Origin of the sequence: Acinetobacter portensis (genome assembly GCF_009372215.1) — a bacterium.
Taxonomy (GTDB): domain Bacteria; phylum Pseudomonadota; class Gammaproteobacteria; order Pseudomonadales; family Moraxellaceae; genus Acinetobacter; species Acinetobacter portensis.
In genome coordinates, this window is the sequence record NZ_LWRV01000032.1 from 65,367 (window position 1) to 88,818 (window position 23,452).

Consider the following 23,452-nt stretch of genomic DNA (forward strand, 5'->3'; position numbering starts at 1 on the left):
TTGTGAGCAATAATCTACTCGATATTTAAGTCCTTGGAAAGTACTTGTATCGATTTATAGTGCGTTAAGAAAATTTGACCTTTCAACTGTGCCAAGAGTTTCGACTGTTGTAATTTATCCATAACAGGTCCTTTGATTTCGGATAGGTTTAAGCAAATATTTAATTTAGCCAATTCTAAATTTAAGTCTTCAAGCATTTCTAAAGCGCTTAAATCAATTGAACTTACACTGGAGCAGTTTAAAACAACATGTTTTAAATCGTGATTTTTACTAACTTCATTAATTAAAAAGCCTTTAAGTGCATTTGCATTTAAAAAACTTAAATTTTCATCTACACGAATAGATAAAATATGAGGATTGGTCACAACATCATATCTTTGTACATTACGAAAATGATGGGTACCCTCAATTAAACCAATAACAGCAATATGAGGTCGACTAATACGCCATAAAAGCAAAATAAAAGTTGAAATAATACCAATGATCAAACCTGTAGAAATATCAATACAGATCACACCAAAGAAAGTCACCCACATGGCAATACCATCGGCTTTCGAATATTGCCAAGTTTCAAAAAAAGGCTTGAAATCTACAAGCTTCCAGATAGAAACAATAATGGTGGCTGCCAATACCGCTAAAGGTAGGTCACTAAAAAAGCCTGTAAAATATAAGCTAACGATAACAATAAATAAAGAAGATAAAACACCTGCCATGGGTGTTTTTGCACCGGCATCGGCATTGACAACTGTTCGAGATAAACTGCCTGTTACAGGAAATGCAGAGGTGATTCCGGCACCAATATTCGCCAAACCTAAGGCAATGAGTTCTTGGTTACTATTCAATTGGCTACGTTGTTGCAATGCTGTTGCTTGAGCAATTGATAAAGACTCGACAAAACTGATCATTGCAATCATGGTTGCACCAGGGAACAAGGTAATCACTAAATCCCAAGTCCAATAAGGCATACTCAGCGGAGGGAAACCAGAAGGGATAACGCCTACGGTTTTAATGCCAATATTTTGTAGATTTAAGAAATAAACCAAACCAATAGATATAACAACTAAAAACAAGGGTACTGCACGAGATAGAAAAGCACTAGATTTAAACAAACCAGCAATTGTTGGATGATTAAAAACTTTTGGAATAAAAATTAAAAATAGAATTGCAGCAATGCCCAAGAACAAACTTTGCAAATGAATTAGGGAAAAATATTCAAAGATGCTTATTAAAAATTCGGGGATGTTATTGGCTTGTAAAGGAACATCAAATAAAAACTTTAATTGTCCCAATGCAATTAAAAGTGCTGATGCAATAATAAAACTTTTAATGACAGGATGGCTGATCAGCTGAATTAAAAAGCCAAAACGCATCATTCCTAAAAGCAAAGAAATGACTCCAACCATAAGTGCAAGTAAACAAGCTGCTTGAATATAAACAGGTGAACCCACTTCAAACAGTGGATTCAGGGTGGCAAAAGTCATCATTGAGATAATGGCAACAGGCCCGATAGACAACGTTGGACTGCTGCCCACCAATGCATAAATGATCATAGGGACAATACTTGCGTATAGTCCCATTACAGGTGGTAAACCTGCCAACATTGCATAAGCCATACCTTGTGGTACTAACATTGCAATTACAATAAGAGATGAAAGCAAGTCGGACTTAAAAGCATTTTGATTGTAATGATGTAACCACAACCAAGCAGGGATCTTTTTAAGAAGTGAGTGCTTGCTATTTTGCATAAAAAACTTTAAATCATAAATTCATATATATTATGCACAAAAAAAGCTAAGAAATCTTGAAAGATATCTTAACTTTTTAAAGTTGAATAGTTTGAATGGCTTATGCGCAGTACAAACGGTGCATCACTTTAAGAACTTCGACAAGTTTATGGTCTTTTATACTATAAAAGATTTGTTTACCATCTCGTCGTGTTTGCACTACATTATTTTTTCTTAAAACCATGAGCTGTTGAGAAAGCGTTGGTTGGCTAATTTTAGTCAATTTTTCAATTTGAGAAACATTAAGTTCTGCTTTAGAAACATGACATAAAATGAGAAGACGATCCGTATTTGCAATTGACTTTAGAACATTAACCAAAAGCTCGGAAGAATCCTGTATAGAATGAATCTGAAAGCCACTGTTCATCACTATTCCCCTTAAAAAAAGAGCTCTAGTATATGATGCTAGAACCCTTTGTTCATGGGCATTTAGTCGTATTTTTAATGGGTATTTATTATATGCTTACAACTTTTTATGATAAGTAAATATAATAAATTCATTAAACTTAATATATAAAAAACTATTTCTTCACCGTATCTTTTAGCTGTTTTAACTCTTTCTCTGCGAAATCACCAAAAGAATAAATTAATTGCTGAAGTTCAGGATTGTACCAAGACAAATGCGCTTTCGTAATCAATTCAAATTCTGCGCTAGGTTGAATTCCTTGTTTTGCTACATTAACCAAAGTCATATGTTTTAGAGTATTGATATAGCTTCTAAGTGTTGCACTATCAAAATAATAACCCGACTTAAAGTCCTGATGTGTAGATAGACGCTTTAAGACTACTTTTGCCATTTTTTCGAGTACTTTGATATCTAATTCTATGTTTGAACTATAACGTGGTATTAACTGAGAAATGAGTACCATATTGTTTAAACTTAACTGAGAAAGTACAGCGAATGTCATTACAATTTGCTGATTTCCTGATGATGAGAACTCAATCATATCGTGCTGAAGCTTAACGGCATTCAATGAACTCAATTTATTGAGTATTCTATCAATTTCATCATTCAATTCTGCATCGTTCCATTTTAAGAAAAACTCTTCTTTAAAAAATGGATAAAGTTGATGAATTTTCATTTTCAAAGAGGAAACTGAATTAAATTGCTGAGTCACAATAAGTGCACAAATCAGCGAAGGTAAAATAAAGCAGTGCAGAATATTATTACTAAAATAACTCAGTAGAATTTTTTGACTTTCTGAAACACGAACAAATTGTTGTTCATTTTCAGTGAAAATTTCAACTTGTTTAAGTTTATGCGCGTATTCAATAATTTCGGTATCAGATAAATCGGTAATAATCATTCGATCGTCATAGCGTAATGATTTTAAAACATCACGGAAAATACCAATTTGTTCAACAAGATTACTTTGTGAAAGTGTATGGTTTTCTGTATTAAGAAGAATAAGCGAAATAATTGAAATTGGATTAATCACCACCGCCTTATTAATATTTTCTAGAATTTCATTCGCAGTTTGATCCACTGTTTTTGAAACAGACTCAGGTAAATCATCATTCAAGTTTAATTTTACATTTTCAGCATCGTTATCTTTTAGAACTTCATTTAAAAGAATAGGTTCGCCAAAATTCACATAAACTTGCCCAAAAACTTTCTCAATTTTACGTGCAGAGTTCAAAATACCCCATAAAGATTCTGCTTCTTTCGGTTTGCCATTTAACTCATTTAAATAAGATGTGCCTTCCATCAGCTTTTCATAGCCGAAATAGGTTGGAATAAAAGCAATGGGTTTCGTTGAACCACGTAAATGACTTTCAATGGTCATGGCGAGCATGCCTTTTTTAGGCGGTAGCAATAAGCCAGTGCGAGAACGTCCACCTTCAATAAAGTATTCAAGTGGTGTATTACGCAATAAAAGGCTATGTAAATATTCTTTAAATACCGATGAATAAAGCGCATTACCACTAAATGTACGACGAATAAAGTAAGCACCCGCACCACGCATAATTTGCCCAACGACAGGCAAATTCAAATTAATGCCTGCGGCAATATGCGGAACCATCAAACCACGGTTAAAAATCACATAAGATAATAATAAATAGTCGATATGGCTACGGTGGCACGGCGTATAGACAATTTCATAATCTTTGGCAAGTTCGCGAACAGTATCAAAATTATGAACTTCAATACCATCATAAAGCTGTGTCCAAAGTTTGGTTAATGCCAATTCTGCGAAGCGTAAAGTTGAATATGAAAAGTCAGAAACAATTTCTGTTAAGTAACCTTTAGCACGGTTTTCTGCTTCAAACATGCTGACTTTTTTATCGATGCTTTCTTTACGAATAGCCGTTTGAACGGCTTCAGTTTTCATTAATTTATTAATTAAGTTTCGACGATCCGATAAATCGGGTCCTAAAATAGCTTCTTTATGCTTGTGAAAGCTTTCATCTAGCTCTTGAACAATGAGGTGAGCAGGAGAGAAGTTTGGACGTTCGGCTTTAGCTTTTTCAATTAATTCGCGTAGAGAAAGTGCTTTATGGAATTCAATGTAATTATCGCGTCCATATAACGAGACATTAATGGTCTGTTTGATTTTATTGGGTTTTGCCCAAGCATCGGCAAATAAAGCTTTAAGCCATGAGTTTTCATAGGCAGGAGAACGCCCCCAAAGTACAGTGACAGGAACAAGTTCAATATCGTACTCGTTATTTTTTTCTAAGGCTTCAATTAAACGAATGAGTTTTGCAGAATAATGGTAACTTTCATTTTTTTGCTCAGTTTCATTTAAGGCTAATATTGAATCTGCTTCATTCATATCGGCAATGTTTAACTGTGAAAATACTGAAGGCAAACCACGTTCTAACGCTTCTTTATCAATAAGAACGGTGTTGCTTAAAGAGGAATCTTCTAAGACATAACAAACTTTTGTTTTATCTGATTGTTGTGCAATTTTTTGTTCAAGTTCTGCTGTATTTCCTAATACTTGAGGCGACACAATTTTATCTAGAATTTTTTTTGTGAGATTACGATAAATTTTGCTATAGCGTGTGTTAGACATTATGTTCCCTAAATATTATTGCTGCCGAAGATGGTTGCAGGTCTTAAATCATGTTAAAAAACTATCTTTTATATATCTATTTTTTTCACATACGATAGAAAATAAACAGGGCATATAAACCGTATAGAAAGAAGTTTAATAACAGAATTTAATTATCATCTTGATATCACGGTATAAGTTTAACCCTATATGAGGTTTTTGCAGACATTTTTCAAATTTAATAGAGTAAAAAATCTAAATCTTATTCATATTTTGTTGAAAGTTAATCATATTTTCTTGTAACTATTATTATATAAAGTTAGTCCTTCTATATTCATAAAGATGTATGATAATTTTATCTTATAGATTCAATAATGATATAGGAACCTAAAATGACAACCGATTCAGCATTCAAAACTCCCGATAATCTTGGAATTGCAGTTTATAGCAATAACGCGGAAGCAATTGGTAATACGCCGTTAGTTCGTATTAATCGCTTAACAAATGGCGCAACTGTGTTAGCAAAAGTTGAAAGTCGTAATCCTGCATTTTCTGTAAAAGACCGTATTGGTGCAGCACTTATTGCAGATGCCGAAAAACGTGGTGTACTTAAAGCAGGTATGCACATTGTAGAACCTACAAGTGGTAATACAGGTATTGCTTTGGCTTTTGTTGCTGCTGCGAAAGGTTATGCGATTACTTTAACCATGCCTGCAAGTATGAGTATTGAACGCCGTAAAGTGTTAAAAGCTTTAGGTGCTAATTTAGTGCTGACAGAACCTGCTAAAGGCATGAAAGGCGCAGTAGAGGAGGCTGAACGTCTTGTTGCTGAGAATCCTGAGTTATATTTCTTACCACAACAATTTGCCAATCCTGCAAACCCACAAATTCATGAAGAAACAACAGGTCCTGAAATTTGGGCAGCGACTGAAGGTAAAGTTGATATTCTTGTCGCTGGCGTAGGTACGGGCGGCACCATTACAGGTATTTCACGTTACTTTGAAAAAGTAAAAGGACAAGCGATTTATTCTGTGGCTGTTGAACCTGCGGAATCTCCAATTATTGGTCAAGCAAAAAAAGGCGAAGACCTAACCCCTGGACCACATAAAATTCAAGGTATTGGTGCAAACTTCATTCCTAAAAACCTAGATTTAGACTTGGTTGATGAAGTCATTGCAATTGAAAGTGCTGAAGCAATTGAATTTGCCCGTAAATCTGCAACGCAAGAAGGTTTATTTGTGGGTATTTCAAGTGGTGCTGCTTTAGCTGCTGCTGCAAAACTTGCGGCACGTCCTGAAAATGCAGGAAAAACCATTGTTGCTATTCTTCCTGATACAGGCGAACGTTATTTATCTTCTGTACTTTTTGAAGACATTTCAGCCGATTAATAACACGAATTAGTCCTTTTAACCTAAAGTAAGAACTTATCAAGTATAGGTTCTTACTTTTTTATAAGTATAAGATTAAAATAACAAAGAATATTGTCAATTTTTCACCTTGAAAATGACTCCAAAAAGCAGATGATAGAGACCTGTATTGACATAAAAAGGAATTAATTTAAGTGTTCGATCTCGATTGCAAAGTACTCAATATATTTTTATACATTTATAAGTATAAGAGTGTGTCTATTGCGGCAGAACACTTAGGTATGACTCAGCCGACCGTGAGTAATATCTTAAATAGAATTCGCCAACACTATAACGATCCTCTATTTTTACGCATTGGCAATGAAATGATGCCAACAGAGTTATCTAAACAATTATTTCCGTTGATTAGTGAAGCATTAAATAAAGTCGAAACCATTAATAATTTTAATGTCGCATTTGATGAAACCACATCTCATCAGCAATTTACCTTAGCAATGACCGATGTTTCGCATTTGGTTTTATTACCAAAAATTTCTCAATACTTAAAAAAATACGCCCCACATATTCGTTTAAATGTACGTCAAATTACTACCGAAACAACGTATCAAATGGCGAATGGTGAAATTGATCTTGCACTCGGATTTTTGCCACATTTAGAAAATGGTTTTTATCAACAAAAACTATTTGAGCAATATTACGTTGTGATTGCATCAAAAAATCATCCTCGCTTAACCGATGAAAACATTACAACTGAGCAATATTTAAAAGAATCGCATATTGATATTGATGCAGGAATTGGTCATTACCATATTGAAAATGAGCTTTTAAATTTAGATTTAAAGCGTAATATCTTAATGCGTTTACCCAGTTATTTAGGTGTAGGCTTAGTTGTACAAGAAACTGATGCCATTGCCACTGTGCCTTATTATTTAAGTGAAGTACTTTTATCGCGTGGTAATTTGCAAATTTTTAATGCGCCAATTTCATTTCCAACATACGCAGTAAAACAGTATTGGCATATGTCGTGTCATCATAAAACCAGCCATCAATGGTTGCGTAAAATGTTGCATGATATTTTAGTAAAATAATCAAATGAATAATTCCTACACATTCAATCTTTATTTTTAAAAATCAATTAGAAATGACAGTGTGAAGGGAGTACATTTGCCGTACTTTATAGGAACCCCATATTTGTCATGGCAATAAGCTGGATACTTTTTACATTAATGGCTGCCTTTATGCAGGCATGGCGTAATGCATTTCAAAAACAACTTAGTGTCACTGTAGATGCTTATGGCGTCACACTTGCACGATTTATTTTTGCATTTCCATTGGCAGGTTTGTATTTATCATTTCTATACTATCAGCAACCTGTGAGTCATATCGTAAGTTTTCATTTTAAGTTTTGGTTATATGTTGGCATTGCATCACTTAGTCAAATTTTAGCGACTATTTTACTCGTACAACTATTTAAGCAAAAAAATTATGCGATTGGTGTTGGTTTAGCAAAAAGTGAAGCCATTCTTGCGGCAATTATTGGTGTTGCATTGTTGGGTGAACACTTAAGCCTATTGGCTTGGTTAGGGGTCTTTTTAGGTGCATTTGCGATTTTTTTATTAAGCAAAGGTGGAATTCAAAGTACGAAGTTTTCTTGGAATACCTTAATTATTGGCACAGGTAGTGGTTTATGTTTTGCCATTACATCGTTATTGGTACGTCAAGCAAGTTTACAGCTTGATATGTTACCTGTATTGCACCGTGCAGCGTGGGTATTATTTACCATTACAGGTATACAATGTTTTGTTTTGCTGTTTTTTTTATTGATTTTTAAACGTGCCACATTATGGGCATTGTGGAATCGCTTAGGTCTTGTCTTCAGAATTAGTTTTAGTAGTTGTGTTGCATCAATGGGGTGGTTTACCGCCATGAGTATGCAATCTGTTGCCATTGTGACGACACTTGGGCAAATAGAAATTTTGTTTAGTTTGCTTATTTCGGTGTACTTATTTAAAGAAAAATTAGTATCTACAGATCACTGGGGATTATTTTGGGTTGTAATTGCTGCGACCTTAGTCATTTGGGCGTAAATAAATAATGATGATATTTCTTTCACAAGTGATTTTCTTTTAAATGTCTAAATAAAATAGCTCAACAAAAAGGAGCTATTTTATTGTTTTGGTTTTAAGCCAAATTCAATTTAGAATTATTGAGTACGAACCCAAGTCTGACCACGTCCTAAAGCAGAAATTCCAATATAACCACGACCACTTAGTGTCTGACCATCTGCAGATAATTTTGCATTGAAGCTATATGTCTTACCATTTTTAGGATCAATAATTTTTCCATTATCATAACTATTCTTATCAACTTTCTGTAAACCTGAAACAATTTGCAGACCTTGTAGCTGTTTATTTTGAAATTTACCCGTACAGTCTACACATTTCGCAACATCATTAGGATTTAAAATTTCAATAATTTTAGCGGAAAGAACACCATTTGATGTTTCGGTAAATTGCACAACAGAAACAGCTTTTTGCGCTTTATCATCAATAGTTTTCCATTTTGTTCCATGTAATGGATCTGCGCCTATTGCCAAGCTAGATATAGTAAATAAGCTAATTAAACCTAAACTTCTTTTGAACATATATGTATCCCAATCCATTTGAGAAAATTATTGTGCCTATAAAATACATACAATACAGGCTAGATTAAAGCGATTAATGAAGATTTACTCGATTAACCTTTAAAATAATATTCACCTGATTGTTCATGTATATTGAATGAGTAGCTGATATAAAGATAGACAGTATCATTTTATTAACTTAAAACTGATTAAAATAGAAATACTTTGGAGAATAATCATGCCAATTCAAGTATTGGGTTACGCAGCCGAAACATCTACAAGCCCACTCGCACCTTATACCTTTGAGCGTCGCGACCCACGAGAAGATGACGTTGTTATTGATGTTGAATATTGTGGTGTGTGTCATTCAGATTTGCATCAAGCACGTAATGATTGGGGTTTTAGTACCTATCCAATTGTGCCTGGACATGAAATTGTTGGTCGTGTAACTCAAGTTGGCGTGAAAGCAACAAAATTTAAGGTCGGTGATTTGGTTGGTATTGGCTGTATGGTCGATTCTTGCCGTACCTGTTCATCTTGCGATGCAGGGCTTGAACAATATTGTGAAGAAGGAAATACAGGCACTTATGCCAGTGTCGATCGACATGATGGTCGTACCACGTATGGCGGATATTCAAAAACGATTGTATGTAGTGAAGCTTTTGTATTAAAAGTTCCTGAAAACTTAGATACCAAAGCCGTTCCACCATTATTATGCGCAGGAATTACTACATGGTCGCCATTACGCCATTGGAATATTGGGGCAGGTTCTAAAGTTGCTGTGGTGGGCTTAGGTGGTTTGGGTCATATGGCAATTAAATTGGCACATGCCTTAGGTGCAGAAGTTACATTATTCACCCGATCTGCCGATAAAGAAAAAGATGCGAAAATCTTAGGTGCTCATCATGTGGTGTTGTCTACAGATAAAAACCAAATGAAAGATGTGAGTAATCATTTTGATTTGATTATTGATACTGTTCCTTATAACCACGATTTAAAACCATATATCCCAACATTGTCTTTAAATGGAACGATTGTACTTGTCGGATATTTAGGTGAAATCAGCACAAATACCGTTCCACTCATTATGGGGCGTAAATCTGTTGCAGGTTCTTTAATTGGCGGTATTGAAGAAACTCAGGAATTACTCGATTTTTGTGGGAAGCATAATATTGTTTCAGATGTTGAGATGATTGATATGCAAAGTATTAATGATGCTTATGAGCGCATGCTGAAAAGTGACGTGAAGTATCGATTCGTTATTGATGTGAAAAGTTTAGTTGAATAGTTTCACTCTTTAGAAAATGATTGAAAAAATCGTCATTCAGTTTAAGCCTCATTTATGAGGCTTATTTTATTTGTAGATACTCATTTAGAATAATCAAACATCATATTATTCAATATAAGAATGTAAAACTTATGAATATTAGAGATATATAAATCTGTATTTATTAAATAGTAAAAAAATATATTCAAAGGAAATAAAGTTATTTTTCATAATAAAGCCAAATGTTTAGCATATGTGCTAGTTATCGCATTTAGTGAAAAAGATATGACGAATAAATCAAAACCGTTAATTGTGACGGTCATTGCGGTTATCGCAATTGCTGCTTTTCTCTATTTCCAAAATAAAGGCACTGAAAACAATACAACGAATACATCTAATAAATCAGAAAAAGCAGTTGTTATTGCATATCAAACAGGGGTAGATCCATCAAAAGTTGCTCAAGCCGATGGTGAATACGAAAAAGATAGTCAACAGTCCATTCAATGGAAAAAATTTGATACAGGTGCCGATGTTGTAAATGCACTTGCATCTGGTGATGTCGATATTGGTAATATCGGAACAAGCCCTCTTGCTGCTGCCGCAAGCCGTGAGTTACCAATCGAAGTTTTCTTTGTTGCTGCAAAATTAGGTGGCTCTGAAGCTTTAGTTGTGAGCAATAAATCAGGCATTCAAAAACCTGAAGACTTAATTGGTAAAACCATTGCTGTACCTTTTGTATCTACAGCACATTACAGCTTACTTTCTGCGTTAAAGCATTGGAATATTTCAGAATCTCAAGTCAAAATTGTGAACTTACGTCCACCTGAAATTTCAGCAGCGTGGGAACGTGGTGATATTGATGCAACTTATGTTTGGGAACCTGCGCTAAGTAAAGCATCTGCAACAGGTAAAGTTTTAACAGATTCTAAACAAGTCGGTGATTGGGGCGCTCCAACATTTGATGTATGGGTTGTACGTAAAGACTTTGCACAGAAAAATCCACAATTCTTAAAATCATTTGCTCAAACATCTTTAAAGAAAATAGATGAATACAATCAAGATTCTAAAGCATTTGAAGCGAATGCAGAGAATTTGAAAAAAATTGCAGATTTGACAGGTTCAGATGCCAAAGATATTCCATTGTTGTTATCGGGAAATATTTATTTAAACCAAGCTCAACAAGCGCAAATTTTTGATGGTGAATTTGCGAAGAATATTTTTGATACAGCAACATTCTTAAAAACTCAAGGCAAAGTAGATGCAGTAAAAGTAAGCTACAAAGACAATGTAACTTCTGAGTTTGTTAAGCCTTAAGGATGTAAAAATGAGTATCTTAAAAGCTGAAAACATTACATTAACGTACCCAAATCAGGACGTTTCTGTACTGAAAAATATTAACTTAGAGATTCATGAATCATCTTTAACGGTGATTTTGGGAGAATCAGGTTGCGGTAAAACCACTTTGTTAAATATTTTGGCAGGTTTTCAGAAAGTAAACTCTGGCGCTGTAAAAATTGATGATGAAGTTCTTGTCGCACCTGATGCACGCCGTGCTGTGGTGTTTCAAGAACACGCATTATTGCCTTGGTTAAGTGTGGCAGATAATGTCGCATTTTCCTTGAAGCTTAAAGGCTTAAAAGCGAATGAAATTAAAACTCAAGTCGATTCTATTCTAAATACCGTTGGTTTAGCTCACGTTGCAAATTCAAATATTTGGGAGCTTTCTGGTGGAATGAAGCAACGCGTTGGTATTGCTCGCGCTTTAATTAGTCATGCGCCCTTTATTTTATTAGATGAACCATTTGCAGCTTTAGATGCGTTTACACGTGAAAACATGCAAGAGTTTGTCCTAAATTTATGGATTAAGGAAAACAAAGGTTTTTTCCTCATTACGCATGATATTGAAGAAGCTTTGTTATTGAGTAATCAATTGGTTTTAATGACGGCTCGACCAGGAACAATTGTTGAAACATTACATTTAGATTTTGCTCAACGATATAAAAATGGTGAGTCAATTCGTTCAATTAAGTCTGATGCGAAATTTATTCAACTTCGTGAACAGCTATTTGAACGTTTAAAAAATCAAAAGTTACATGCATTGGAGATATAAATGAGTATTCAAACACAACAGATTGCTCAGAAATCTATCTCGACTATAAACGAAGAACATCTGCAGGCAAAAGTCACGCTTTCTCGTAAAATTCAGCAATATGTGAAAGGGCATTTGAGTTTAGTTTTAAGTATTTCAAGTGTACTCAGCATTCTTGCACTTTGGTTCTTAATTACTGCATTACATATTGTTCCTGAATTGTTTTTACCAAGCCCTGCAGCAGTGTGGAAAAAATTTATAACCGTTAGCCAAGATGGCTTTATGAAAGCGACGCTTTGGCAACATCTTGCGGAAAGTATTGGTCGTGTTTTCACTGCATTAATTGCAGCAGTTGTAATTGGCGTTCCTGTCGGCTTGTGGATGGGACTAAATAAATGGGTACGTGCTGTAATAGATCCATTGGTTGAATTATTGCGTCCAATTCCACCTTTGGCATATTTACCTTTATTGGTGATTTGGTTTGGTATTGGTGAAACTACGAAAATTCTCTTAATTTTCTTTTCAATTCTAGCGCCAGTCATTATTAGTTCAACACACGGCGTGATTAGCCATCAACAAAACCGTGAACGTGCAGCTTTGTCTTTAGGTGCAACACGCTTACAAGTTTTACAGTATGTGATTTTACCTACAGCATTACCTCATATTCTAACGGGTATTCGCATTGGGCTTGGCGTAGGTTGGTCAACACTTGTAGCTGCAGAGTTAGTCGCAGCAGATCGTGGAATTGGTTTTATGGTGCAGTCTGCGGCACAGTTTTTAATTACAGATACAGTTATTCTCGGCATTATCGTGATTGCGGTTGTGGCGGTGAGTTTTGAAATATTACTTCGGTGGTTACAAAAACAGTTAGCACCTTGGTATGGACAACAGTTGTAGAAGATTAGTTATGTCATTACAAATTAAAGAAATTAACCCAAACATCGGTGCAATTATTGAAGGTTTAGATTTAAACCAACTCAATGATCAATCTATTCAAGATATTCATAGTGCTTTATTGAAACATCAAGTGATTTTCTTTAGAAAGCAGCAACTCACTGCTCAATCACAAGTTCAATTAGCAAAAACTTTTGGAACTTTGCATATTCATCCTATTTATCCATCTATGGATGATGCGCCTGAAGTGATTGTTCTAGATAGTCATCGACAAGATTTACGTGATAATGATCTTTGGCATACAGATGTGACATTCAGCCAAACACCACCATTAGGTTGTGTACTTCAAGCCATTAAAATTCCTGAATTTGGCGGTGATACGCTTTGGGCAAGTGGTACTGCTGCATTTAATGCTTTAACGAGTGATCTACAAAATAAGCTTCGTGGCTTAACTGCGACCCATGACATTCGTAAATCATTTCCAATAGAACGCTTTGGTACAACACCTGAGGATCGCGAGCGTTTAGAAAACTCATTCCGTAAAAATCCACCTGTAGTGCATCCTGTGGTACGAAGCCATCCTGAAACTGGTGAGGATATTCTGTTTGTCAATGAAGGGTTTAGCACTCGAATTAACGAGCTTTCTGAAGCTGAAAGTGATGAATTGTTAAATTTCCTATTTGAACATGCCGTAAAAGAAGAATTTCATTTACGTTGGACATGGCAAGAGGGCGACGTCGCAATTTGGGATAATCGCTGTACGCAACACAAGGCTTTATTTGATTATGGAGATGCACATCGAATTATGCACCGTGCAACGGTAAATGGTTCAATTCCGTATTTCAAAAAAGCAAGTTGATTCTAAAATGCTTACATAGAAATTTTAGATATAAAAAGCCCTAAAAAATTAGGGCTTTTTTATTCTGTTTTCTTAACTTTTTATAAATATTGAACAGAGAACATGATTCCGCACAGAGCTTAGACTTTTTAATTGTTATTAAAGCTAAAAATTTACTAAATAATATCTGACTATATATCAATTGCTTGAAGTGCAGCATGAAATGATACCGTGTAAGTAAGATGAGTATTTCAAAATATTAACAATATAATTTATATAAATTACAATGTATTAGACTATGAAAAACAAAAACCATTGGTGTAAAGCAAAGATCCGCAAGATTCTTGACTTTTGTTAATGATAATTATTATCATTTGATCGGTATTTATTTAGAGTCTGATCGAAGTGAACAATTTTACAATACATATAGATCAGTTATATCGAAATCATCAAAGTTGGCTTCATCAATGGCTAAAATATAAATTAGGAAATGCAGATCAAGCTGCCGATATTGTTCAAGACACCTTTATTAAGCTTATACAAACTCGTGATGAATTATTGGGAGTGAAAGAACCACGTGCATATCTAACGTCAATCGCAAAAAACTTACTTATCGATCAAGTTCGCCGTAAAAAAATTGAACAAGCTTATTTAGATGGTTTGAGTCAACTGGAATATATGCTTGAGACGGTAGCATCTCCTGAAGATCAATTAGAAATTATTCAAGCAATTAATCAATTGTGTAAGGCTTTAGACGATGTTTCACAAAAAGCCCAACATGCATTTATTCTGCATTATTTGGAAGGGTATACCCATAAAGAAACTGCGGAAAAGATTGGTGTTTCGACTAAAATGATTCAAAAATATTTGGCAGCTTGTTTGGTACGTTGCTATCAAGTACGTTCAGAAATGGATTGTATTTTTAAATGGCAATAGAAAATAAGCATGAATCTATTCATCAACATCTTATTCAAGAAGCAGCGGAATGGTTGGTCTTATTAAGTTCCGATGATTTAGATATACAACAAGAAGCACAATTAAAATTTAATGAATGGAAATTAAAGAGTAAAGATCATCTTAAAATTGGTACCGATATTGAACATTGCTTGAATTCGATTCAAAAATTAGGCAGCACAACGCAACATAAAAAAATTGCCAAAACAGCATTAAATGCAGGTCTAAATTCAGGGAAACAATATAAGCACATATTAAGCACAACAGCTTTAGCATGCGTATTTTTTATTGCGTGTTATGGGTATATGCAATTCACCGATACATCTATAGGTTATTTAACAGCAGATATAAAAAGTAATTCTAATGCGTGGACAACAACCACACTTAAAGATGGATCTCAGCTGATTTTACGTGGAAAAAGCGCTGTAAATATTACATTTAATCAAGAGCAGAGAAGTATTGAATTAGTCCAAGGGCAAATGTATGTCGATGTCGCCAAAGATAAAACCAGACCTTTTATTGTTGAAACATCTCACGGATCGATAACAGCACTGGGGACTGCATTTAGTGTGGCTTATTCGCCATCATCAACCGAATTAAAAATGTTGCATTCTAAAGTTCGTGTTGAATCTTTACCTTTACATAAAGAGATGAATAGGCATTTAAATTCAACGGTAGTTCGTTCAGGGCAAGGTGTCGAAATGAATCAACAAGGGATACAAGCGATTCAAGAGATCAATGTTTATAACGAAACTCAGAAATGGAAAAAACACAAATTACTGGTCGAAAACTTGTCTTTAAGTAAAGTATTGAAAGAGTTAGATCAAAATTATCAAGGAAAAATCATATTTAATAAACAAGAGCTAGAAAACATAAAAGTAAGTGCAGTTCTACCTTTAGATCAGACACAAGATGCACTTCAATTACTTAATACGGTTTTCCCAAATTTAGCTATTAAAAAAATTACGCCTTATCTTATTGTTATTTCATTAAAAAATTAGTTTTTGAATGTTTTAATAAAATAATTTAGAAATAATTCTAATTTTTGGTTCCACTTTTTTAAATCTCATTCGTCATATTAAGTAGAAGCAAAACAATTGACTCATTTTAATTACGATTATTGAATGATTCTTATTACGTTTTAATTGGAAAATATGTAATGAAGATAAAAAAGCATAGCTCCATGAATCGTCGGGATTTATTCCGATTTTCAGCGCTTGCATTGGCAATAAATACAATATGCCTAGGTAGTATCATAATCCCTATGCAAAAAGCCCATGCAGAAGCGGTTGCGGTGAAATCTTATAATATTTCGAAGGGAACATTGGCGAATGTGCTGAATCAGTTTGCAGCACAATCGAATACTTCAATTGCTATAGATGCGACACAATTAAAAGACTTAAATAGCTCGGGTCTACAAGGTCGTTATTCGGTAGAACAAGGTTTTAAGCATCTTTTAGGTACAACACAATTTAGTGTGGTTAAAGTGGGGCAAGGTTATGTGCTGACTAAAAGCACCGCTCAACCCATTCAGAAAAATACATCAATACCATCACAAGAATCATCAAGCAATATATCGACAACAAATCTTGTTAATCCTTTAGAAAAACCCAGTGTAAAACTTTCAACTATTGTTGTTTCGGGGCAAGAAAATAAAGATGTTGCAGGTTATAACAAAGTCTATGAAGCCAATCATTCTACGGTTTATGCAGGTAAAGAATATGTAGAGCGCTTCAAAGGCACAAACCCTGCAGATGTGCTACAAGGCATGGTGGGTGTTTATAGTGGTGATGCGCGTAATAGCGGTGCATTAGATCCTAGTATTCGTGGGGTTCAAGGCGTTGGTCGTGTTCCTTTGACCATTGACGGTACAGAACAATCTATTGCTGTTTGGCGTGGCTATAACGGGGTGAATAATCGGAACTATATTGATCCCAACTTAATTGCCAATATTGAGGTTGTAAAAGGTCCATCTCTAGAACGTAATAAGACTACATCGGTTGGTGGTGGTGTGGTCGTGAAGACCTTAGAAGCAGAAGATATTGTACGCCCTGGCAAAAGTTTTGGTGCAGAACTAAAAGTTGAAGGTTCTTCTAATTCAATTGATCCATCTTTACCTAATATGAATAAAATTGGGCAAAATTATGATGATACTGTTCCGTGGATTAAAGTAAATGGGGCTTCATTTGACCCAGATATTTACAAGAAAAATAGAACAACGGATGATAATTCATTTTTTTCAGGTGATGATTTAGCGGGTCGTTTAGCACTTGCAACTAAACAAGATAAATTTGATTTATTGGCTGTTTATGCTGTTCGTGAACGTGGTAATTATTTTTCTGGTAAAAAAAATTCAGACTACTATAAAAGAGCAGAACCAAGTGGTGGTTTAGACTTCATTCCTTATTTTGCGTATGCATATAAACCCGGTGATGAAGTCCCAAATACATCAAGCCATATGGAGTCTTGGTTATTTAAAGGAACATATCGACCAACCGATGACCATACTTTAAAGCTGACTTTTAGAGATACAAAAAACCAGTTTGGTGAAATTATGCCTTCACGCATTACGTGGGGAGTAACACCTGAAATTGGCGTTCCACAGTGGCCATTAAGTCATGTTCGTTCAAAAGCTTACAGTTTGGAATATAAATATAATCCTGAAGCATCGCCGTGGATCGATTTTTATGCAAACTTATGGCAAACAGATACAGAAAGTCAGACATATACACGTGGTGGTTGGCCAACGGAAATTGATTACGATACTAAAAAGCTTATTAACACTGCTATTAGTTATTCAGATAATAAACGGCAAGGTATTACGGTAAGTAATAAATCTAATTTTTCAGATAATTTAGATTTAACATTAGGTGCCAGTTTTTTAAAAGAAGAACTTAGCTCTAAAGATGTTTATGGTAATTTTGGTGAATATGTTGCTTTATTTCAAGCATTACCACGAGCAGGTCGTAGGGAAGAAACATCATTCGATTTTAATATAGGATATCGACCATTTTCTTGGCTTAGTTTGAATGCAGGAATGCGTCATCGTTCTTATTGGGCATTTGATGATTTCCAAAATAGATCTATAAATGGTCAAGTAGATCCTAAACTAAATCCATTATTTACTAAAAAAGTAAGGTCGACAGAATATACGTACGACTACATGACAATGCCAGATTCGTACACACCAGCTCAACAACGTCAACTTGATCGACTTATTCCAAATTATGCAAAGAAGAATCCTGATTGGGATGGCAATTTAGCATCTATACCTAAAACTGAAAATTTATTACAACGCTTAATTTGGACCCAAAAAAATTCAATTGTTTGGAAAGCAGATGAAAATGGAAAGTTCTCTTTAGAAAATAATCCACTTGATCAACTTAATGCCTCTGGCGAAAAGTTTATCAATGGAAGTTTTTCACCGATAAAAAATGAACTTATTCCTATTACTTCAGTTGAAAAAGTAAAAGACAGTGGTTGGGCGCCACAGTTAAGCGCATCGGTTCAAATCACACAAAATAATAGAATATATGCGCGCTATGCCGAAGAATATCGTTTACCAAGTTTATTTGAAAGTACTGTTGGCTTTTCAGCACTTATTCCTTATGAAGGAATTAAACCTGAACATGCTTTTAACTATGAAGTTGGTTATGTGTATGACATGCGTGATTTATTCAAAAGTGCAAGAAATGCAGACTTAAAACTCGCGTATTACTACAACAAGACTAAAAATGTCATTGAACGAAATCAAAACTTAATTTTTACCAACATGGAAGAACAAAAGCTTTCTGGCTTGGAACTACAAAGTCGATTTGATAATGGCGGTTTTTTCACAGACTTAAGCATGTCATATAACTTAAAAAATGAAGTTTGTGATACCAATAGTGCCATTTTAAGAACCATTAATAGTCGTACTGTACAAACAGATCAAGGCGTTCAATTTGTCCTTCCATACGAACGTTGTGTTGATGATGGTTTTCCAAATGGATATTTAGTCACGATGGCTACACCCAAAATTAGCTTCCATGGATTATTTGGGGCTCGATTCTTCGATGAAAAACTGGAGCTAGGTGCACGTGCAACTTTTTACAAAGGTTATGAAAGTCCAATTCGTACAGGTGGTGATTCTAGTATTAACCAAGGTTATTACCTAAGTGTGCCATTGGCTTGGGATGATACATGGATTTTTGATGCCTATGCACGATACCAAATTGATGAATACAACACATTCGAGCTTGTAGGAAATAACGTTACCAATCAATTTTATATAGACCCATTGACGCGAAGTGCAATGGCGGCACCAGGTCGAACGCTAAAAATGAGTTGGACCACGAAGTTCTAGCAAAATATTTAAAAGAATTTAATTTCAACACAATAGTTGAAATTGATGGGCGTAAATAATAAAGGATTAATGATTATTATTTACAAAATAAAAGTAAGCATTTATCACTTTGCTTGCTCTATAACGCAATAAAGAAAACTTAATTAATCAATAAATAAGTCAATTAAAGACGGAGTAACAAAAATGAAAGTTTCTAAAGTATTGGTCGGTCTATTTGCTTGTTCTGCATTTTTAACACATGCAGGCATTGATGGCGCGACAAGCAATGAAAATAACATTGCAGTTGGCACTTCAACAAGCTCGAATCATGTAGGTGGTACAGCTGCCTTAGCTGTTAAAGCAGCGGGTGCTCCTTATGACGCATTCACAGGTTTTAACGCATTAAAAGGCATGGCTCAACGATTCTCTGACCAAGGGACAAGTAATACTAATGTAACAGCGGGTTCTGCTAGCTTTAATGTTTCTCATATTCCTGTCACTGCTGTTCCACCAACACACAGTGCATTAGGTAATTTTAATTTTGCACAAGTTGGTTCACAAGAAGTCTTTTTCGGTGATTGGTGGAAGGCAGGTGATACACCAGAAAGCGCAAGTCATACTGTTTATTATGCAGGAGACAATAGTAATACGACGGTTCCAACTGCTGGAACGGCAACGTATTCTGTTGCAGGTATAAATGGTTCTGCAACAAACTTATTAACGGGTAATTTCACAGCAGATTTTGGTGCGGGAACACTTGAAGGTTCTCTTGCAGGAACAGGGACTACGGTGTCTAATTTAACATTAGATGGCGTTACATTTAATGCAGGAAGTGCTGCATTTTCTGGTGGTGCAAATGCAAATGGCACTGCGGGCTTGGATCAATCAGGTCTTGTAACAGGTCAATTCTTTGGTGCCGATGCTGCAGCATTGGCAGGTATTGCTCAATTTAATGACGCCTCATACAACACCTCATTTGGTGGTGCTAAGAATTAATTTTAACAAAAGGAATCTACATGTGTAGATTCCTTTTTTATTTTTCAATGTAATTAAATTGGTTGTTCATTGCGTATGAAGCGTACTTTTTTGTGTTGTCTAAGTTTATTCAGTTATACGCATATACATGCAGATAACGAAACACAATTACGTCTAAATCAAAACTTAGATCAGAAACTCTTACAACAGCAACAAGCGTTGAAACAAGATCTATCTATTCAAAATTTAAATGAATTACCACAAATACAAATTAATGGGCAAAAATATCATGTAGAACAAAGCGAAGATGATTTGGCAAAAGCACTTTATCTTACTGTTATGCAAAAAAACTGGGCTAATGTACCCATCTATTTAGAAAATTATAAAAAGTTCGAGAATTACGATAAAGCACTGACTGAATTTGCCGAAGGTGCGATGTTGCGCGCGCAGGCTAAGTTAAAACAAGCAGAACAAAAATTTAGAAACAGTTTATCCATTCAGCCAAATAACTTAATTTGTGAACTTGAATTGGCACGCGTTCTATTCGAACAACAAAAAAATAAAGATGCCTCTCTGTTATTTAGCCAAATTCAAGAAAAATCTACAATCAGTGATCAGCGAGTTATACCGCCTGAAATTTTAAAGACTATCGATATTTTTCAAAAGGCAATTGAAAAGCGAGATTCATGGCAAGGTTCAATGGCTATAGGACCTACATATGCCAATAATTTAAATAGTTCATCTGAACAAAGTAAAACTTGGACTTTATATGGCTTAGATCAAGATAAAAATGTAGTTCCAGTTCAGCAAATTACACGAGGAAGCCCTGCGGCTGAATCTGCAAATGGTGTCGATTTTGATGCAAGCCTAATCAAAAGATTTTCAATTAAAGGGAATCATGGACTTTCAATTCGTGGGCTTGCTTTTGGTCAATCTTATGATGATTACGTTCAATATAACGAATCAACTATAAACATTGCCGCAGGCTATAGTTATTTCGATCAGAAAAACCAAATTACGTTCAGTCCTTTGTTTGAACATAAAAATTATGGCAATAACAGTTTATACAATGCTTGGGGCGTGCGTGCAGAATGGATGAGATTCATCTCCAATGACAAGGCATTCAAGCTTGAGGCGGAAGCAAAAGATTTAGATTATCAAAGATTTAAAAACTTAGATGGCTTAGAAACTTCGGCATTATTTACCTTTTGGAAAATCTTACCTAAGCGGTGGACGCTCTTTAGTGGTGTAGATGTACTTGACCACAATACCAAAGAGAAATTTCTAGCATCTTACCAACAACAAGGTGTGCGCTTAGGTTTAAGTAAAGTTTGGAATACTGGTTTTAACACCACACTCTTTAGCTCGTATCGCTGGCGACAATTCGATGAACATGTCGCAACTTTTGGCACACGCCGTCATGATTTTGAAGAAAATTATACTTTTGTATTGCAAATGCCACGCTTCAAATTTTATGGAATGACACCTAGCTTAACCTATAGATATAACCACAATAAAAGCAATGTTGATTGGTTGTATTCCTATGACAAACAAAACCTTAGTTTAAAACTCGAACATCGGTTTTAAGGTGAATTGATGATTTTCTACAATTAAGTTTGATTGATTAATAATTCATTTTAGGAGAATGATAATGAATACATCAGTAAATATACAAAATACACAAAGCTTATCTTACAGATTAAAGCATGAAACGGCTTCAGAACATGAGCGTATGCATCAATTGATGGCAAAAGCAGATGTTTTTTCAAGCCAAGAACAATATGGAAAATTCACTTTATCTCAATATTATTTCCAAAAAGAAATTGAAAATTTATTCGATAAAGAGGGTATAGCAGAACTTATTCCAGACTTAGGTATTCGTGGGCGTTCAGATAAAGCTTTGCAAGATTTAAGCGATTTAAACATTCAGCCACAAGGACAGAGCTTGCAAACTGAGCACATCAAATTACCCGAAGCGCTTGGCTGGATTTATGTGTCTGAAGGTTCAACTTTGGGCGCAGCATTTTTATTTAAAGAAGCTCAGAAAAAATTAGGTTTGTCTGAAAGCTATGCTGCGAGAAATTTAGCTGCATATCCTGAAGGTCGTGCAAAAGTGTGGAAACGGTTTGTAGAAGCGTTAGATGATTCAGGATTTGATCCAAAGCTACAGAATCGTGTTGTACAAGGTGCACTAGATGCTTTTGAATATTTCGGACAAGCGCTTATTCAACTTAAAGAGCTGAAATAAATAAAAGGATATCGCAAATAAAACTAGGAATAATAATGTCTGAAATGGAAAATACATTGAATAATATCAACGCACAAACTCAAAAACCAGAAAGCAAATTGGCTCGTTCATTATTTTGGCGAATTATATTTATTTGTCTTGCTTGGATCTGTATTTTTTTAGGCGTATTGGGCATTTTTATTCCTGGTTTACCCACGGTAGATTTTATTTTATTGGCTGTTATTTTTTCTGCAAAAGGCTCAGAAAAACTGCATGCATGGTTTTTAAAAAATCGATTTATAGGACCTATTATTCACGAGTGGAAAGAACATCGTCGTATTCCTAAAAAAGCAAAGTATATGTCTACAATGAGTATGAGCGTTGCGGCAGGACTCATGATTTGGACAATTCCACATCCTTGGTTTGTTTATCCTGCAATTGCATGTATGGCTTGTGTACTGATATGGATGTGGCGTAAATGAAGATCTATAAAATTGAAAAGCTTTGTTATAAAAAATTAAACATCGGGAGTCCGTTATATTTTTTGTAATTTAAATAATAATGATAATCATTATTGATGAATTAGCACGTAATATACGCATACAAAAAGTTGAACTTTGGATTAAAAAAATGCGTTTGTCTTATTTAACCATCAGTATTTTAGCGACAACGACAAGTATGCTGAGTTATGCAGACGAAGTGAAAAATACTTCGTCCGAAAGTAAAACACTAGCACCCATTATTATGACGGCAACAAGAACCCCAAAAAGCATTGCAGAAATTGCAGGCACTGTTCAGAACATTCGTGGTGATGAAATTAGTCAACAAGCTGCTGCGGGGCGTAAACTTGCCGATGTTTTAGCACAACTCGTACCATCTTTAGCACCAAGTAGTGGAACTACAAGTAATTATGGGCAAACCATGCGAGGACGTAATGTTTTAATTATGATTGATGGTGTTTCACAAACAGGTTCACGTGATGTTGCACGTCAATTAAATAGTATTAGCCCAAATATGATTGATCATATTGAAGTCGTTTCAGGTGCAACAAGTATTTATGGTTCGGGTGCGACAGGCGGTATTATTAATATGGCTCTAGACTAGCAGATTT

The 23,452-nt window shown here is 35.0% G+C and carries 19 protein-coding genes and 1 pseudogene; 16 read left to right on the plus strand and 4 right to left on the minus strand.

What is annotated here, in order from left to right:
- Positions 1–14: 14 nt before the first annotated feature.
- From A6M14_RS01810 to plsB, 3 genes are all read right to left on the minus strand, one after another.
- Positions 15–1,745, minus strand: a complete 1,731-nt coding sequence (locus tag A6M14_RS01810) for a SulP family inorganic anion transporter (protein ID WP_152873187.1) — start codon at positions 1,743–1,745, stop codon at positions 15–17.
- Positions 1,746–1,845: 100 nt separating this feature from the next.
- Complete coding sequence (locus tag A6M14_RS01815; RefSeq protein WP_152873189.1) at positions 1,846–2,151, minus strand: ArsR/SmtB family transcription factor; 306 nt, start codon at positions 2,149–2,151, stop codon at positions 1,846–1,848.
- A 154-nt stretch (positions 2,152–2,305) separates the two neighbouring features.
- On the minus strand, positions 2,306–4,804 hold the full coding sequence (gene plsB / locus A6M14_RS01820) for a glycerol-3-phosphate 1-O-acyltransferase PlsB (RefSeq protein ID WP_152873191.1): 2,499 nt from the start codon (positions 4,802–4,804) through the stop codon (positions 2,306–2,308).
- Positions 4,805–5,175: 371 nt separating this feature from the next.
- Between plsB and cysK the strand changes: the two genes are divergently transcribed.
- The 3 genes from cysK to A6M14_RS01835 all read left to right on the plus strand — a co-directional run bounded on the left by cysK (position 5,176) and on the right by A6M14_RS01835 (position 8,237).
- On the plus strand, positions 5,176–6,171 hold the full coding sequence (gene cysK / locus A6M14_RS01825) for a cysteine synthase A (protein ID WP_152873193.1): 996 nt from the start codon (positions 5,176–5,178) through the stop codon (positions 6,169–6,171).
- A gap of 173 nt (positions 6,172–6,344) precedes the next feature.
- Positions 6,345–7,238, plus strand: a complete 894-nt coding sequence (locus A6M14_RS01830; protein ID WP_163123898.1) for a LysR substrate-binding domain-containing protein — start codon at positions 6,345–6,347, stop codon at positions 7,236–7,238.
- A gap of 108 nt (positions 7,239–7,346) precedes the next feature.
- On the plus strand, positions 7,347–8,237 hold the full coding sequence (locus A6M14_RS01835; RefSeq protein WP_152873194.1) for a DMT family transporter: 891 nt from the start codon (positions 7,347–7,349) through the stop codon (positions 8,235–8,237).
- Between the two features lie 116 nt (positions 8,238–8,353).
- Here the strand turns inward: A6M14_RS01835 and A6M14_RS01840 are convergent, their stop codons facing one another.
- A complete protein-coding gene (locus A6M14_RS01840) occupies positions 8,354–8,794 on the minus strand; it encodes a DUF2147 domain-containing protein (RefSeq protein WP_152873196.1) in 441 nt (146 codons plus the stop codon).
- 217 nt (positions 8,795–9,011) lie between these two features.
- On the opposite strand from A6M14_RS01840, the gene A6M14_RS01845 reads away from it, so the two are divergent.
- The 13 genes and pseudogenes from A6M14_RS01845 to A6M14_RS01905 all read left to right on the plus strand — a co-directional run.
- Positions 9,012–10,061 (plus strand): NAD(P)-dependent alcohol dehydrogenase, encoded by a 1,050-nt coding sequence (locus tag A6M14_RS01845; protein ID WP_152873198.1) that lies wholly within the window; start codon positions 9,012–9,014, stop codon positions 10,059–10,061.
- Between the two features lie 264 nt (positions 10,062–10,325).
- Positions 10,326–11,354 (plus strand): taurine ABC transporter substrate-binding protein, encoded by a 1,029-nt coding sequence (tauA, locus tag A6M14_RS01850; RefSeq protein WP_152873200.1) that lies wholly within the window; start codon positions 10,326–10,328, stop codon positions 11,352–11,354.
- Positions 11,355–11,364: 10 nt separating this feature from the next.
- A complete protein-coding gene (locus tag A6M14_RS01855) occupies positions 11,365–12,150 on the plus strand; it encodes a taurine ABC transporter ATP-binding protein (RefSeq protein ID WP_152873202.1) in 786 nt (261 codons plus the stop codon).
- Entirely contained in the window at positions 12,151–13,026 is an 876-nt protein-coding gene (gene tauC / locus A6M14_RS01860) for a taurine ABC transporter permease TauC (RefSeq protein ID WP_152873204.1), read from the plus strand.
- Between the two features lie 10 nt (positions 13,027–13,036).
- The gene (gene tauD, locus A6M14_RS01865) at positions 13,037–13,882 is read left to right on the plus strand and encodes a taurine dioxygenase (RefSeq protein ID WP_152873206.1); all 846 of its coding nucleotides are present in this window, start codon (positions 13,037–13,039) and stop codon (positions 13,880–13,882) included.
- A 384-nt stretch (positions 13,883–14,266) separates the two neighbouring features.
- Positions 14,267–14,797 (plus strand): sigma-70 family RNA polymerase sigma factor, encoded by a 531-nt coding sequence (locus A6M14_RS01870; protein ID WP_163123901.1) that lies wholly within the window; start codon positions 14,267–14,269, stop codon positions 14,795–14,797.
- Positions 14,788–15,816 carry a FecR family protein gene (locus A6M14_RS01875; RefSeq protein ID WP_152873210.1) on the plus strand — a complete coding sequence of 343 codons (1,029 nt, stop codon included), beginning with the start codon at positions 14,788–14,790 and terminating at the stop codon, positions 15,814–15,816. Before A6M14_RS01870 ends, A6M14_RS01875 begins: the two co-directional genes overlap by 10 nt.
- A 158-nt stretch (positions 15,817–15,974) precedes the next feature.
- Complete coding sequence (hphR, locus tag A6M14_RS01880; RefSeq protein ID WP_378226891.1) at positions 15,975–19,160, plus strand: hemophilin receptor HphR; 3,186 nt, start codon at positions 15,975–15,977, stop codon at positions 19,158–19,160.
- A 183-nt stretch (positions 19,161–19,343) separates the two neighbouring features.
- Positions 19,344–20,135, plus strand: coding sequence for a Slam-dependent surface lipoprotein (locus tag A6M14_RS01885; RefSeq protein ID WP_152873214.1), 792 nt, complete (start codon positions 19,344–19,346; stop codon positions 20,133–20,135).
- A 75-nt stretch (positions 20,136–20,210) separates the two neighbouring features.
- A complete protein-coding gene (locus tag A6M14_RS01890; protein ID WP_152873216.1) occupies positions 20,211–21,701 on the plus strand; it encodes a surface lipoprotein assembly modifier in 1,491 nt (496 codons plus the stop codon).
- A 64-nt stretch (positions 21,702–21,765) separates the two neighbouring features.
- Positions 21,766–22,362 (plus strand): biliverdin-producing heme oxygenase, encoded by a 597-nt coding sequence (locus A6M14_RS01895; protein WP_152873218.1) that lies wholly within the window; start codon positions 21,766–21,768, stop codon positions 22,360–22,362.
- A gap of 35 nt (positions 22,363–22,397) precedes the next feature.
- Positions 22,398–22,823, plus strand: a complete 426-nt coding sequence (locus A6M14_RS01900) for a YbaN family protein (protein WP_163123904.1) — start codon at positions 22,398–22,400, stop codon at positions 22,821–22,823.
- A 196-nt stretch (positions 22,824–23,019) separates the two neighbouring features.
- Positions 23,020–23,433: pseudogene (locus A6M14_RS01905) on the plus strand (TonB-dependent receptor plug domain-containing protein); the annotation flags it as partial.
- Between the last annotated feature and the right edge of the window lie 19 nt (positions 23,434–23,452).